General features: G+C 67.9%; 12 protein-coding genes. 6 read left to right on the top strand and 6 right to left on the bottom strand.

Features of this window, described 5'->3' with window-relative positions; all coding sequences use genetic code 11:
• Nucleotides 1–74: 74 nt before the first annotated feature.
• Nucleotides 75–791: a YcnI family protein gene (locus ACQ4LY_RS16440; RefSeq protein ID WP_431073222.1), complete on the bottom strand. Its 717-nt coding sequence runs from the start codon at nt 789–791 to the stop codon at nt 75–77.
• A gap of 90 nt (nt 792–881) precedes the next feature.
• Nucleotides 882–1454 carry a hypothetical protein gene (locus ACQ4LY_RS16435; RefSeq protein WP_431073220.1) on the bottom strand — a complete coding sequence of 191 codons (573 nt, stop codon included), beginning with the start codon at nt 1452–1454 and terminating at the stop codon, nt 882–884.
• Between the two features lie 82 nt (nt 1455–1536).
• Here ACQ4LY_RS16435 and ACQ4LY_RS16430 point away from each other — a divergent pair, with 82 nt between their 5' ends.
• Entirely contained in the window at nt 1537–2853 is a 1317-nt protein-coding gene (locus ACQ4LY_RS16430; RefSeq protein WP_431073218.1) for a M50 family metallopeptidase, read from the top strand.
• 20 nt (nt 2854–2873) lie between these two features.
• Here the strand turns inward: ACQ4LY_RS16430 and ACQ4LY_RS16425 are convergent, their stop codons facing one another.
• Nucleotides 2874–4757 (bottom strand): chorismate-binding protein, encoded by a 1884-nt coding sequence (locus ACQ4LY_RS16425; protein WP_431073216.1) that lies wholly within the window; start codon nt 4755–4757, stop codon nt 2874–2876.
• A gap of 230 nt (nt 4758–4987) precedes the next feature.
• On the opposite strand from ACQ4LY_RS16425, the gene ispG reads away from it, so the two are divergent.
• The 3 genes from ispG to ACQ4LY_RS16410 all read left to right on the top strand — a co-directional run bounded on the left by ispG (nt 4988) and on the right by ACQ4LY_RS16410 (nt 7423).
• Nucleotides 4988–6139: a flavodoxin-dependent (E)-4-hydroxy-3-methylbut-2-enyl-diphosphate synthase gene (gene ispG / locus ACQ4LY_RS16420; RefSeq protein WP_187249498.1), complete on the top strand. Its 1152-nt coding sequence runs from the start codon at nt 4988–4990 to the stop codon at nt 6137–6139.
• Nucleotides 6140–6156: 17 nt separating this feature from the next.
• A complete protein-coding gene (locus tag ACQ4LY_RS16415) occupies nt 6157–6495 on the top strand; it encodes a nuclear transport factor 2 family protein (protein ID WP_431073214.1) in 339 nt (112 codons plus the stop codon).
• A gap of 61 nt (nt 6496–6556) precedes the next feature.
• Nucleotides 6557–7423 (top strand): hypothetical protein, encoded by an 867-nt coding sequence (locus tag ACQ4LY_RS16410; protein WP_431073212.1) that lies wholly within the window; start codon nt 6557–6559, stop codon nt 7421–7423.
• Between the two features lie 7 nt (nt 7424–7430).
• Here the strand turns inward: ACQ4LY_RS16410 and ACQ4LY_RS16405 are convergent, their stop codons facing one another.
• The 3 genes from ACQ4LY_RS16405 to ACQ4LY_RS16395 are packed head-to-tail and all read right to left on the bottom strand — an operon-like array spanning nt 7431 to nt 10503.
• Nucleotides 7431–8123, bottom strand: coding sequence for a nucleotidyltransferase domain-containing protein (locus ACQ4LY_RS16405; protein WP_431073210.1), 693 nt, complete (start codon nt 8121–8123; stop codon nt 7431–7433).
• A gap of 37 nt (nt 8124–8160) precedes the next feature.
• Complete coding sequence (locus ACQ4LY_RS16400) at nt 8161–9069, bottom strand: NUDIX domain-containing protein (RefSeq protein ID WP_431073208.1); 909 nt, start codon at nt 9067–9069, stop codon at nt 8161–8163.
• Nucleotides 9070–9087: 18 nt separating this feature from the next.
• On the bottom strand, nt 9088–10503 hold the full coding sequence (locus ACQ4LY_RS16395) for an RNB domain-containing ribonuclease (RefSeq protein WP_431073206.1): 1416 nt from the start codon (nt 10501–10503) through the stop codon (nt 9088–9090).
• 156 nt (nt 10504–10659) lie between these two features.
• Here ACQ4LY_RS16395 and ACQ4LY_RS16390 point away from each other — a divergent pair, with 156 nt between their 5' ends.
• Complete coding sequence (locus ACQ4LY_RS16390) at nt 10660–11430, top strand: isocitrate lyase/PEP mutase family protein (protein WP_431073204.1); 771 nt, start codon at nt 10660–10662, stop codon at nt 11428–11430.
• Between the two features lie 43 nt (nt 11431–11473).
• Nucleotides 11474–13231, top strand: a complete 1758-nt coding sequence (locus tag ACQ4LY_RS16385) for a proline--tRNA ligase (protein WP_431073202.1) — start codon at nt 11474–11476, stop codon at nt 13229–13231.
• The last annotated feature ends 20 nt before the right edge of the window (nt 13232–13251 follow it).

Raw genomic sequence — 13251 nt, 5'->3', positions numbered from 1 at the left:
TCACGGCTCCGGAGAGATCACGGGGTGCGGCACGTCTCCTCGGCCCCATCGAGCCGAGGAGACGCGCCGGGGTGTCACGCCTTGCGGCGGTAGGCCAGTACGGAGACCACGAGGGCGGCGACGCCGGCGACGAGGCCACCCGCGCCCAGCGCCGTGCCGAGTGCGTTCGAGGAGTCCGTCTCAGCGGCAGCGGAGTCGGCGTCGTCCGCGTCTCCGGCCTCCTCAGCAGAGCTGTGCTCGCCGTGGCCGTCGACTGCTGCGGCGGTGACCTCGACCACGGGGGCGGGGGCATCGAGGCTGTGCGGGTCCTCGCCGTCCTCTGCGAGCTGCGTCCATTCGGTGCTGCCCTCGACGCAGGTCTGGATCACTGGGAACGCGAGGGATTCGGGAGTGTCCTCGTCGAGCCCGACCGACATGCTGACGGCGCCGCGCAGTTCGTTCGGCACCGGTGTCACGGCTGTGTAAATCACGGCGCTGACGAGACCGTCATCCCCCTTCTCGATGTCGATCGTCCAGTCGCTGTCCATGGTGGGAGCGACAGAGGCGAGCCCCTCGGGCATCGTCACCTTCAGTGAGGTGGTCGGCGAGTTGTCGCAGCCGTGGGCGAACGAGAAGGTGAGCACGCCGTGGTCTCCTGCGGTGAGCTCGTCCGGGCTGACGCTGACATGGGCGCTGGCCATCGCGGGGATCGCGAGGGCCAGCACGGCGCCTCCGATGAGTCCGGCGGCGACCTTGCGGCGGGTGGTGAGGGTGCGGTGGGCGCTGGTGTTGCGACGGGTGATGGAAGGCATGGTGGAACTCCTGATTGCTGTCGTGCGGGCGCGCAGAGATGAGCGCGGCATCCGCGGGGTGAGGAAGGCCTCGGTGAGGCGATGTGACGATCAGATGATCGCCGGGGGGCCTCGACGCGACAGAGAGATGGAGAGAGCGCGATCGACCGGCAAAGGCAGGGCGAAGACGGGAGGGTTCGGATGCGGGTGGCTCGGGCGGAAGACGGTGACCGCGCGGCGCAGCTGTGCCTGCATCCAACCCGCGACGGCACGCACCATCGATTCGCCATGCCAGACCAGTGCGATCGTGATCGTCGCCGCGCCCAGGTGACTGATCACCATGAGCAGGTCGGGGGCGGTTGCCGCAGCCACCGGGCCGAGGGCGGAGAGATCCAGGTGGTGCTGGTGCCCGGAGAGCACGGTGGTCCCGGTCGGAGCGCCCAGCAGCTGGAACATGACGTGGAAAGCCGCCTGGCTCGCCAGCACGGTCGCAGCGACCCGGAGCCGAGAGGCGCGCGCGCCGATGATCAGAGCGGCGATCGGGACGACGAGCGTCATGACGGCGAGCACCAGAAGCGGATGCGGCGCTGCGCCGCCGGCGACCGTGTGCGATGTCGCCGCGAGGAGCGTGGCGACCGCCGATGCCGAAGCCGCGCGCAGGAGTCGCAGCTGGCGGGAGGTCACCTGACAAGCCTAATGGGATTGTGCGGCGAGCCCTGTCGCGGCGTGGGGCTTATTCCTAGGGTGCGAGCACTAGCTTGGGGGAGTGGAAGCACTGCTCTATCTGGGTGGCATCGTGTTCATGCTGATCGGCCTCGGCCTCTCGATCGGCCTGCACGAGGTCGGCCACCTCCTGCCCGCGAAGCTCTTCGGCGTTCGTGTCGGCCAGTACATGATCGGCTTCGGGCCGAGGCTGTGGTCCAAGCGGATCGGCGAGACGGAGTACGGCTTCAAGCTCCTGCCGCTCGGCGGCTTCATCTCGATGTCGGGGATGTACCCGGCATCCGCCGCATCGGGACCTGCGAAGGGCGTCTTCCGGGCTCTCGTGCAGGACGCGCGATCCGCGAACGACGAGACGATCGCGGAGGGTGCCGAGGATCGGGTCTTCTACCGCCTGCCCGTGTGGAAACGCGTCATCGTGATGCTCGGCGGCCCGCTGATGAATCTCCTCCTCGCGATCGTGATCTTCACCGTCCTGTTGTCGGGCATCGGCGTCCAGCAGGGAACGACCACGATCGCATCCGTCAGCGAGTGCGTGCTGCCGGCCGGCTCCACGGCGACGGAGTGCTCGGCGGATGACCCGGCGACGCCGGCCGCGGAGGCGGGGATCAAGCCTCGTGATGTGCTGGTGTCGGTGGCCGGTCAGCCGGTGTCGACCTTCGCGGAGGCGACCGCGATCGTGCAGGCGGCTCCGGGCGAGACGCTCGATCTCGTCGTACTCCGCGACGGCGCGGAGAAGACTCTGACCATCACGCCGATCGAGGCCGAGCGCACCATCACGGATGCGAGCGGACAGCCGGTCATCGGGGACGACGGCCAACCCGTGGTCAAGGAGGTCGGCTACGTCGGCATGGGCGCGCAGATGGGCTTCGTGCAGCAGCCGTTGTCGGCCGGCCCGCAGATGGCCGGTGACACCGTCGCGCGCGTCAGCTCGATGATCCTGACCCTCCCCGTCCGCATCTGGGAGACCGGCGTGTCTCTGGTGACGGGCAGCGAGCGGGATCCGAACGGACCGCTGAGCGTCGTGGGCGTCGGTCGCATCGCCGGCGAGGTCGCAGCCACGGACGCGCCGATCCTCAATCGCTTCTCCATCCTGCTGAGCCTCCTCGGTTCGCTGAACGTGGCTCTGTTCGTGTTCAACCTGATCCCGTTGCTGCCGCTCGACGGAGGTCACGTCGTCGTCGCCCTGTGGGACGGCATCCGTCGCGCCTGGGCGAAGCTTTTCCGCCGTCCGCCGCCCGCGCCGGTCGACGCCACACGGCTCGTGCCGCTGACCGTCGTCGTCGCCACGCTGCTCATCGCGATGGGCGCTGTGCTGCTGCTCGCCGATCTCTTCAACCCGGTGAAGCTCTTCGGGGGCTGAGCGAGCGGCCGCAGCGCCGCTCAGGAGAGCGCGTGCGAGACCAGGCGCTCCAGAGTGCGGATGCCGTCGCGGGAGAGAATCGACTCCAAGTGGCCCTGCACTGATGCGAAGTGATCGCCGCGCAGTGCGTAGACGTCTCCTGACACGGGGTCCGCGGACACCTGGACGGCACCCACGGATGCGGTTCCCGGTGCGACCCTGGCGGTGAACGTGTTGTAGAAGCCGATCGACGCATCCTCGCCGAAGACGGGCACAGCCTTCTGCAACCCCTGATGCGGTGCGCCGAGCGGGGCGAGGTCGATGCCGAGGCTGTCGCTGAGGATCTGATGGCTCAGGCAGACCGCGAGAAGCGGCGCGCCCGCGTCGACGCGGCCCGAGACGACCTGTCGCATCCGGGCGATGCGATCGCTGTCGGTGTCGCGAGGGTCGCCGGGTCCGGGGCCGGCGACGACGAGGTCGGCGGAGTCGAGCTCCGCATCGGTCACCTCGCTCCATGCGCGGATTGTGACGTCGAGGCCCAGGTGGCGGAGCTGGTGGGCGAGCATCGTCGTGAAACGGTCCTCGGCGTCGACCACGATCGACGTCTTCCCCGCGAACGGACCTGTGAGGTCGTCGCCTTGGGGGTTCAGCCAGAAGTCCGCGAGACGCGCGTTGCGCGAAGAGAGGAGCGCGGCGACCGTGGGGTCGGCGGCGAGGGACTGCGGTGCTCCCGGTGCATCCGCGTCCTCGCGAGCCTCAGCAGCACTGTCCCGGTCGATCGCGCCGATCGCGCCGAGCACTCCGGCCGCCTTGCCGTGTGTCTCGGAGACCTCGCCGTGAGGGTCGGAGTGGCGCACGAGCGTCGCTCCCACGGGCACGCTGAGCGAGCCGCCCTGCAGATAGACCGTGCGGATGAGGATGGGGGCGTCGAGATCGTGCCCGCCTTCGGCATTCGGAGTGAACAGCGCCGCGACGCCGGAGTAGTACCCGCGTGGCTTCTTCTCATGGCGGCGGATGACCGCGCACGCGTTCTGCATCGGCGAGCCGGTGACGGTGGGCGCGAACATGGTCTCGCGGAGGATGTCGCGGGGGTCGAGCGCGCTGCGCCCGCGGAGCATGTACTCGGTGTGGGTGAGGCGCGACATCTCCTTGAGGTGCGGGCCGGTGATGCGTCCGCCGTCGGAGCAGACGGCGCTCATCATCTTGAGCTCCTCATCGACGACCATGAACAGCTCCTCGGTCTCCTTCGTGGAGGAGAGGAAGTCGACCAGCGTCTCCTTGGTGGCACCGCCGGCGGGGTGTCGGAAGGTGCCCGAGATCGGGTTCATCGTGACGACGCCGCCGCGGGCGACGACGTGCGCCTCGGGGCTCGCGCCGACGGCGATGTGCCCGGGGGTGATGACGGCGAAGGTCCAGTAGGCGCCGCGCTCGTGCGTGAGCAGGGCGCGGAACCACGTGAGGGCGGCAGTGCGGTCGTCGACGTCGATCTCGGCGGTGAAGTCGCGGCGGATCACGAAGTTGGCGCCTTCGCCGCGGCCGATCTCGTCGGCGATCACGGTCTCGACGATCGCGGCGTACTCCTCGTCGGCGATGTCGAATCCGCCGTTGCGGAGGGGGACGGCAGCGGACGGCAGATCGGCGATCAGCGCAGGAGCCGGGAGAGTCAGATGCTCGTCGACCACGATGCAGCGCAGCGGCGCTCCGTCATCCTGGGCGACGAATCCGCGCTCGCGCACTTGGCGGTAGGGCACCATGGCGAAGATCTCGCGCGGAGTCCCGTCGATCGTGAGCGGGATGTCGGCGAGCACGTCGACGTCGACCACTTCGCCTGTCAGCAGCTCGACGGTGGCGGCGCCGTCGCGCGCGATCAGCACGAACGAGGCCGTGGGATCTGCGGTGAGCTCGGCAAGACGTGAGAGGGTCATCGGTGTCTCCTGTGCGTGGCTCCGGCTCGGCTCAACGAAAAGACCGCCCCGGAGGCGGTCTGGATTCGTGGGAACGCGAACACACCGCCTAAGAGGCGGGCCACCAGGTGAAGTTCGCGAGCATGGGCTGAAAACTATCACACCGGGAACCGCCGCCCCGGCCGGATGACGCGCGTCCGAGCCGCCCGACATCCAGCCTGTGTGCATCCAGGCGGCGTAGGCTGGGGGTTGTGCCAGCAGTGAACCTTGGGATGCCGAAGATCCCCGAAGTCCTCGCCCCGCGCCGGAAGTCTCGCCAGATCAAGGTGGGCAAGGTGCTCGTCGGGGGTGACGCCCCCGTCACCGTGCAGTCCATGACGACCACGAAGACGACGGACATCAACGCGACTCTCCAGCAGATCGCCGAGTTGACCGCATCCGGATGCGAGATCGTCCGTGTCGCCGTTCCCCATCAGGATGACGCCGACGCGCTGAAGATCATCGCGATGAAGAGTCAGATCCCGGTGATCGCGGACATCCACTTCCAGCCGCGTTACATCTACACCGCGATCGACGCCGGTTGCGGTGCCGTGCGCGTGAACCCTGGCAACATCCGCGAGTTCGACGGCAACGTCGGCAAGATCGCCGAGGCAGCCAAGGCCGCCGGCGTCTCGCTGCGCATCGGCGTGAACGCCGGATCGCTGGACCGCCGCATCCTCACGAAATATGGCAAGGCCACGGCAGAGGCGCTCGTCGAGAGTGCCGTCTGGGAGGCTTCGCTGTTCGAGGAGCACGACTTCCACGACTTCAAGATCTCGGTCAAGCACAACGACCCCATCGTCATGGTGAAGGCCTACCGCCTGCTCGCCGAGCGAGGCGACTGGCCCCTGCACCTCGGCGTGACCGAGGCAGGGCCAGCGTTCCAGGGCACGATCAAGAGCGCCACGGCGTTCGGCATCCTCCTCGGCGAGGGCATCGGCGACACGATCCGTGTGTCCCTCTCGGCGCCGCCCGCCGAAGAGGTCAAGGTCGGGCACCAGATCCTGCAGTCGCTGAACCTGCGTGAGCGCAAGCTCGAGATCGTCTCGTGCCCGTCGTGCGGACGCGCGCAGGTCGACGTGTACACGCTCGCCGAGAACGTGACCGAGGGACTCAAGGACATGACGGTGCCGCTGCGCGTCGCGGTCATGGGCTGCGTCGTGAACGGACCGGGCGAGGCTCGCGAGGCAGACCTCGGGGTCGCCTCCGGCAACGGCAAGGGCCAGATCTTCGTCAAGGGCGAGGTCATCAAGACCGTGCCCGAGGCCGACATCGTCGCGACACTGATCGAAGAAGCCAACCGGATCGCCGCGGACATGGGACCGGAGGCGCCGCTCGGCACCGCCCAGGTCGTCACGGTCTGAGTGTCGGGACGCGTGAGATGACGTCGCCGAAGCCGGCCGTACCCGCCCCCGTCCAGGCGCTTGTCGATGCGATCAACGCGGCTGACACCGAGGCCTTCGTCGGTGCCTTCACTGAAGGGGGCTTCGTGAGCGACTGGGGCACCGTCAAAGGGGGGCGCGACGGCGTGCGCAGCTGGGCCGATACCGACGCTATCGGTGCCGGAGCCCGGATGACAGTCCTGTCCGCGACGACGGAGGGCGACACCACCCGCATCAGATTCGGGTGGACCAGCAGCGTCTTCACCGGAGAATCCGATGGGATCCTCGTCGTCGACCGGGACAAGCTCGCGAGCTTCACCATCCCGCCGTCCCACTGATTCGATCGCACGACCCTTCCTGCGAGGGGCGGCGCTCGTCATGAACCTCTCAAGGAGCCCCATGTCCTCGTCAACCGTCGTGTCCTTCGCCGGCGGCGATGTCTCGGGATCGAGCACTGTCGCCCGGGTCGAATCGACGTCCGCAGGCTCGGTCGTCATCGTGGACGCGACGCCGTTCCACCCGGTCGATCACACGTGGCCCGATCAGCCGGGCGACAGCGGCGAGATCGCTTTCGAGGGGTCCGCCGTCCGCGTCACCGAGGCTGTGATGGCCGCGGTGTCCGACGAGGGCGAGTTCGCGGTCGGCTCCGACATCCCCGCGAAGCGCGGCGCCGAGGGGTGGACCTGGCTCGTCGGTCATCCGCTCGACGGAGAGGCCCCGTCCTGGTTGGTGGAGGGCGCACGCGTGGAACTGTCTGTCGACTCGACCCGTCGGGCCGGTCTCAGCCGAGGGCACACCGCGTGTCATCTGGCGTCTCTGGCACTCGACCGCACCCTCGCGGATCTGTGGCGCAAGGATCCGGGAGAGGATGCTCTGGGCGCGCCGAACTTCGAGGGCAAGGCCAATCAGTCCAGCCGTATCCACGCGGACGGCGCAGTCGACGAGTACCGCCTGGGCAAGAGCCTGCGCAGGGCAGGATTCGACACCGAGACGTTCGTGGCCACACTCGCGGATCGTGAGGCGTCGATCAACGCACGGCTGGCCGCGTGGGTCGCGTCGGGCGCGTCGAGCCGAGTGGTGACCGAGGGCCCGACGATCGTGGACCGCCGCAGCTGGCACTGCGAGCTTCCCGAAGGCACGGCGGAGATCCTGTGCGGCGGCACGCACGTGGCATCCCTCGCCGAGTTCGTCTCGATCTCGGTGACGCTCGACCTGACGGATCCGCAGCTTCTGGTCATGACGACGCGGGCTGTGCCCGCGTCCTGAGCCGTGGTCAGCGCACGAAGCCGCTCTGTACCCGGCCGCCTGCACGGTCGAGTTCGTCTTCGACACGGGCGGCGAAGGTCGCGTAGTCGCGGTCGAGCAGCGGGATGCTCAGCAGATCGGCGCGCTCGCTGCTGAAGTTCCGGAGCCGTCTCGGAAGCCATTTGCCGGTCGCGATCCAGCGTCCCCCGCTGAGAAGAATGAGCTCAGCGATCCTCTCGAACAGGATTGCGGCCTCGACCTGCTGCTCGAGGGGGTCTGCCGCGTCTCTGAGGTCGTCGAGCACATCGGTGATGACATAGCGACGAAAGGCGGACTCCTGCGCGCTGAGTGAGGGACCCGCGTCGAGGATCATCTGCCATCGACGGCGGAGAGCGGCGAGGCGGCCGTCGTCTCGGATCGCGGTGCCCTCGACGAGCATGTGCACGATCACCGGTCGGTGCTGCGCGATGCCTCGGTCGGCCCACTCGTCGAATCCTGCCGGTGTGTACGCGAACACCTCGACGATCTCGCCCTCGAACTCGTGAGTCGAGGCCTCGCTCGTCTGGTCATCGGCGTCGAAGATCTCGTCTCCGAGGAGCAGCAGGTCGATGTCGCTCGTCGGGGTGCGCTCGCTGCGTGCGGTGCTGCCCGCCACGATGGCGACGCCTGCCCCCGGGTAGCGGGCGGCGACGAATCGTTCAGCGACAGCGAGGTGGTCCACGTCGTAAGAGTAGCGATCGCCCGTGCGCGTTCCGGCGTCAGCGGAGCGCTGCGCCGAGTCGAGCGCCGAGGCCACCGGCGAGCACATGCGCCTGAGCGAGCGGGATCCACCGGCATGTCCATGAGACGGGCGAGTCGCCGATCTCTGGATCGGCCTCGCCGGCCTGCCAGACGGCGAAGACCTCGGGATCGACGACCTCCAACCGAAAGAAGTGTCGGAGGGCCACTTCATCGCGGAGCGGGGTGAGATCGTAGAACTCGGCGCCGAGGCTGCGCGTCACGGAGCCTCGGAGGCCGGTCTCCTCGAACAACTCTCTCTCAGCGGCCTGTGCCGGGCTCTCGTCGTCGCGCACGGTTCCCGCAGGAACCTGAACGCCGGTGGCGAGTATGTCGGTGTCGTCGTGGGTGAAGACGAGCAGACGATCGTGCGCGATGACGTAGCACACGGCTTTCTCAACCACGCTCATCTGATCCGCAACCAGCACCCCACCGGGATGGGAGGCATCGCGGATGATCCTGTCCACCCATCGATCGCGCGGAAGCCGCGCGATCTCCGTCGTGGTGAACCACCCCGTCTCGATGAGTTCACCGTCTGTGAGCAGCAACTCCGTGTCGACCGGAATTGAACACGAGTAGGCGATCGTCGTGTATCCGACACGATCGCCGTTCGGATAGCTCACGAGCAGATCCCCGCCTCCGTAAGCCCCCACGATCCCGTGAACGGTGGCAGCGACGCCGATCTCCTCCCGCACTTCCCTGAGGACCGCGTCCTCCGGCTTCTCGTGTGGCTCGATTCCGCCGCCGAGGAGTCCCCACTCGAGCGAGTGCGCTTGCCGACACAGCAGAAATCGATCGTCCCGCCGGATGACCGCCGTGACCGCGGGGAGCAGAAGGAGAGCATGACCCACGCGCCTACGGAGGTCGCTCAGGTATGGCGAGATCGGCATGGCCCAGAGCCTAGGCGCTCAGACAGAGAACTCGATCTCACCTCGGCTGATGTCGGCGCGCACGACGTGGAGCTGCACGACGGCTCCGGGGGCGGCGCCGTCCGGGATCGGGGCGGAGGCGGTGACGGCAGGATCGGCGATCTGGACCGTCGCCCGCTCGCCGCGGATCTCGATCACGGTCGCATCGATAGTGGAGCCGACCAGGGGAGTCATCAGTGCAGCCTCGACGCAGTTGATCGTCGCGGAATCGAGCCTGGACGCGCGCTGACCGGACTCCTGCATCAGTTGGGGGAGATCAGCGAGGGACTCGCGCACCCAGACCGGCACCTCACGCCCCTCGGACAGAGCGAGGCAGATCGAGAGCGACCAGCGATCGACGAGACGACGCAGTGGTGCCGTGGCGTGCGCGTAAGGTGCGGCGATGGCCGCCTGCTCGGTGTCGGGCGGTACTGAGCCGTCGAAGGCCACGTATCCCGCTCCGCGGAAGAGCGACGCCGCCGCCTCGAGGATCGGGAGGGTCATGGGGTCAGCGCGATCCAGTTCGCGCAGGTAGTCGCCATATCGCCCCGTCGTCCACGGACGGCCGAGCGCCTCGGTCTGATGACGGAACGCCTCGAAGGACTTCTCGTCGGGCTGAGGCATCGTCCGCAGGATGCCGATGCCGGCCTCGATCATCAGGGAAGCGGCCGCCATACCCGTCATGAGAGAGAGCTGCGCGTTCCATTCCTCGACGGCAAGCGGGTGCCGACGTTCGATCGAATAGGTGCCGTCGAGTCCTCGCACGACCTCTTCATCCGGGAGGTTCAGGCTCGCGCCGCCTCGGCGCTTCTCCTGTGCGATCCGCAGAGCACCGATCTCGGGGAGCAGAGTGGCGGGGCCTTCCTCGCCCCGGTCGAGCGCTGCCTGGGTGCTGACGTAGTCGAGCTGCGAGCGCGACCGGATCAGGGCCCGCTCGAGCCGGAACTCCTCGACAGCTCCTGCAGAATCGAGGGCGAAGGTCCAGACGAGCGCGGGACGATCCACATCCGCCAGCAGCGACGCACGATCCTCGCTCAGCACCTTCGGATGCAGGGGGATAATGCCGTCCGCCGCGTACAGCGTCTGGCCTCGACGACGGGCCTCCTCGTCCACCGCACCGCCGGGCGCCACGAATCCGGGCACATCAGCGATCGCATAGCGAACGGTGTATCCGGCGTCCCGCCGCTCGAGGTGGAAGGCCTGGTCGAGATCACGAGACCCATGTGGATCGAGCGTGGCGAACGGGATGTCGCGCAGGTCGAGTTCGGGAGTCGCAGCATCCGAAGCCGCCGCCTCCGCCAGTACTGCAGCGGGGAAGTCTGCCGGAGCATCAAGAGACTCTTTCAGAGCGGCGAGCGCCGCAGCGAGTTCCGTCTGCGCGGCGGACGGAGCAACGTGGGATCGGCGCTGAGGCATGACCCCACACTATGTCGCCCGCTACGCGGGACGTGCCGCCGGCGAATCTCAACCGGCAGAATCGACGCCGTCGGATGGTTCTCAAAACATCCCCCAAATCAGTGATTCGCGTGTCCGTCCGGCCCCGACCGGAATACTGGGCGTTAGCGTGGGGGCATGACCACTGCTGCGAAAGCCCAGACCCTGATCGGACTCTACGAAGCACCGGAGATCCTCCGCGTCGTCAATGTGTGGGACGTCGTATCCGCCCGAGCGGTCGCGAAGCTCCCGGAGACCAAGGCGATCGCCACCGCCGGGCACGGCATCGCCGCGTCGTTCGGATTCGAGGACGGCACCATCACCCGCGACATCATGATCGACATGGTCGGGCGCATCGCGGCATCCGTCTCCGTGCCGGTGACCGCGGATCTGGACGACGGATACGGTGACGCAGGCGAGACCACGCGCCTCGCGATCGGCGCAGGCGTGGTGGGCGCGAACGTCGAAGACCGCCTCAAGCCGTTCGACGAGTCGGTCGCGGCTGTCGAGGCGATCGTCAAGGCGGCCGAGGCCGAGGGCGTCCCGTTCGCCCTCAATGCCCGCACCGACGCGTTCGTGCGCGCGGGTCACCGGCCGGTGGCCGAGAGCGTCGCCGACGCGATCCAGCGCGGACGTGCGTTCCTCGATGCCGGCGCCACCGCTGTCTTCGTTCCCGGCATGCTCGACGCGAACATCACGCGTCAGCTCGTCGAGGGCCTCGGAGAGGGCAAGCTCAGCGTGATCGGGCTGCCCGGCACCCTCGCGGCTTCGGAGTACGAGAAGCTCGGCGTCGCTCGCATCTCCTACGGCCCGCTTCCGCAGCGCGTGGCGCTCACGGCCGTGCAGGACCTCGCGGCGAGCCTGTACGCCGGCGGCGTGATCCCGAACGGACTCCCCGCCCTCAACTGACGCATCGCGAGAACGAGTGACCACCGGTCAGTAGACTTGCCCGGTGGTCACTCGTCTTTCGAACTTCTTCCTCCGCACCCTCCGCGAAGACCCTGCAGAAGCAGAGGTCACCAGTCACAAGCTGCTGATCCGCGCCGGTTACATCCGGCGTGCCGCTCCAGGAGTGTTCACGTGGCTGCCGCTCGGGCTCAAGGTCAAGTCGCGAATCGAGGCCATCGTTCGTGCGGAGATGGCGAACGCCGGTGCGCAGGAAGTCCACTTCCCCGCACTGCTTCCCCGCGAGCCGTATGAGCTCTCAGGTCGCTGGGAGTCCTACGGCGATGGAATCTTCCGCCTCCAGGATCGCAAGGGCGCGGACTACCTCCTCGCTCCCACGCACGAGGAGATGTTCACCCTGCTCGTGAAGGATCTCTACTCGTCGTACAAGGATCTTCCCCTGACGATCTATCAGATCCAGGACAAGTACCGCGACGAGGCACGTCCGCGCGCCGGTCTGCTCCGTGGTCGCGAGTTCACGATGAAAGACGCGTACTCGTTCGATTCCTCGGATGCCGGGCTCGAGACGAGCTACCAGTCTCAGCGCGACGCGTACGAGCGCATCTTCCAGCGTCTGGGACTCGAGTACGTGATCGTCAACGCGGACAACGGCCTGATGGGCGGGGCGAGGAGCGAGGAGTTCCTGCACCCGACTCCCGTCGGCGAAGACACGTTCGTCCGCAGCGCCGGCGGATACGCCGCGAATGTGGAGGCGTTCACGACGGCCGTGCCCGACGCGATCGCATTCGATGCGGAGGCCGCCCCGGTGATCTTCGACTCGCCGAACACGCCGACGATCCAGACGCTCGTGGCGCACTCCAACGCGCATCTCGACGGCGACTACACCGCTGCAGACACGCTCAAGAACGTCGTTCTGGCGCTGACCCACGTCGACGGCACACGAGAGCTCGTCGTCGTCGGCATCCCGGGTGACCGCGAGGTCGATGAGAAGCGCGCAGAGGTGGCGTTCGCGCCCGCAGAGGTCGAGACCGCCACGGCAGACGACTTCGAGAAGAATCCGCTGCTCGTCAAGGGCTACATCGGCCCCTGGTCACCGACCGGCGCTGTGCTCGGAGAGGAGTCCGCGACGGGTATCCGCTACCTCGTCGACCCCCGCGTGAGCGAGGGCACCAGCTGGATCACCGGCGCCAACCAGGACGAGAAGCACGCACACTCGGTCGTCGCAGGGCGTGATTTCTTCGCCGACGGCATCGTCGAGATCGCCAACGTCCGCGCGGGCGATCCGGCTCCTGACGGCTCCGGCCCGGTGGAGCTCGCACGCGGCATGGAGATCGGGCACGTCTTCCAGCTCGGCCGCTTCTTCGCCGAGACTCTCGGGCTCAAGGTCCTGAACGAGAACGGCAAGCTCGTCACCGTCACGATGGGGTCGTACGGCATCGGCGTGACGCGCATCCTCGCGATCATCGCCGAGCTGAACAACGATGAGAAGGGCCTCATCTGGCCCGCATCGGTCGCTCCGTTCGACGTGCAGGTCGTCGCCGCCGGTCGCGATCAGGTCGCGTTCGATGTGGCCGCCGACCTGTCGGCGCAGCTGGAGTCCGCAGGTCTCGACGTGCTCTACGACGACCGCCCGAAGGTGTCGCCCGGAGTCAAGTTCGGCGACGCCGAGCTCGTGGGCGTTCCGAAGATCGTGATCGTCGGGCGCGGTGCGGCCGAAGGTCAGGTCGAGCTCTGGGATCGCAGCACCGGTGAGCGCGACGCGGTCTCGGTGTCCGAAGCCTTCGAAAGGCTCAGCGGACTCTGATCGCCGCCACGCGGAATGCC

Origin of the sequence: Microbacterium phyllosphaerae (genome assembly GCF_050628115.1) — a bacterium.
In the GTDB taxonomy this organism is placed as follows: domain Bacteria; phylum Actinomycetota; class Actinomycetes; order Actinomycetales; family Microbacteriaceae; genus Microbacterium; species Microbacterium phyllosphaerae_A.
Note: the sequence above shows the minus strand (reverse complement) of the source record. Positions and strands in the feature narration are given on the sequence as shown.

Coding starts and splice junctions, on each gene's coding strand:
- ACQ4LY_RS16390 (WP_431073204.1), top strand. CDS start 10,660: ATGACCACTGCTGCGAAAGCCCAGACCCTGATCGGACTCTACGAAGCA.
- ACQ4LY_RS16415 (WP_431073214.1), top strand. CDS start 6,157: ATGACGTCGCCGAAGCCGGCCGTACCCGCCCCCGTCCAGGCGCTTGTC.
- ACQ4LY_RS16395 (WP_431073206.1), bottom strand. CDS start 10,503: ATGCCTCAGCGCCGATCCCACGTTGCTCCGTCCGCCGCGCAGACGGAA.
- ACQ4LY_RS16410 (WP_431073212.1), top strand. CDS start 6,557: ATGTCCTCGTCAACCGTCGTGTCCTTCGCCGGCGGCGATGTCTCGGGA.
- ACQ4LY_RS16425 (WP_431073216.1), bottom strand. CDS start 4,757: ATGACCCTCTCACGTCTTGCCGAGCTCACCGCAGATCCCACGGCCTCG.
- ACQ4LY_RS16400 (WP_431073208.1), bottom strand. CDS start 9,069: ATGCCGATCTCGCCATACCTGAGCGACCTCCGTAGGCGCGTGGGTCAT.
- ACQ4LY_RS16440 (WP_431073222.1), bottom strand. CDS start 791: ATGCCTTCCATCACCCGTCGCAACACCAGCGCCCACCGCACCCTCACC.